The following is an 810-nucleotide window of genomic DNA, read 5'->3' as shown; positions in this document are numbered from 1 at the left end:
AGCCTCGAAGAGAGGATCGCGCCGGAGCAGGGCATCGAGATGGTCAAGGCCTCGGGCCTGCGCGGCCGCGGTGGCGCTGGCTTCCCGACCGGCCTGAAGTGGTCCTTCATGCCCAAGGGCAACATGCAGAAGTACATCCTCTGCAACTCGGACGAATCCGAGCCGGGCACCTGCAAGGACCGCGACATCCTGCGCTACAACCCGCATTCGGTGGTGGAAGGCATGGCGATCGCCTGCTACGCCACCGGTTCGACCGTGGGTTACAACTACCTGCGCGGTGAGTTCCACCACGAGCCGTTCGAGCACTTCGAGCAGGCCCTGGCCGATGCCTATGCAAACGGCTGGCTGGGCAAGAACGTGATGGGCTCGGGCGTGGACATCGACATCTACGGTGCGCTGGGCGCCGGCGCCTACATCTGCGGCGAAGAAACCGCGCTGATGGAATCGCTGGAAGGCAAGAAGGGCCAGCCGCGCTACAAGCCGCCGTTCCCGGCCAACTTCGGCCTGTACGGCAAGCCGTCGACGATCAACAACACCGAAACCTACGGTTCGGTGCCGGCGATCATCCGCAACGGTCCGGAGTGGTTCAAGGGCCTGAGCCTGACCGCCAATGGCGGCCCGAAGTGCTTCTCGGTGTCCGGCTGCGTGCAGAACGGCGGCAACTTCGAAGTGCCGCTGGGCACCAAATTCCACGACCTGCTGGAAATGGCCGGTGGCCTGCGTCCGGGCCGTACCCTCAAGGGCGCGATCCCGGGCGGCGTGTCGATGCCGGTACTGACCGCGGCCGAGCTGAAGGATCTGCCGATGGAC

1 protein-coding gene is annotated in these 810 nt (G+C 65.3%); it reads left to right on the top strand.

The annotated features are described in order from the left end of the window. Positions 1–810: SLBB domain-containing protein (locus DAI20_RS19310; RefSeq protein WP_205781493.1), on the top strand; the 810-nt coding region annotated here is incomplete at both ends.

Source organism: Planctomonas deserti (assembly GCF_003067705.1).
Lineage (GTDB): Bacteria > Actinomycetota > Actinomycetes > Actinomycetales > Microbacteriaceae > Planctomonas > Planctomonas deserti.
Note: the sequence above shows the minus strand (reverse complement) of the source record. Positions and strands in the feature narration are given on the sequence as shown.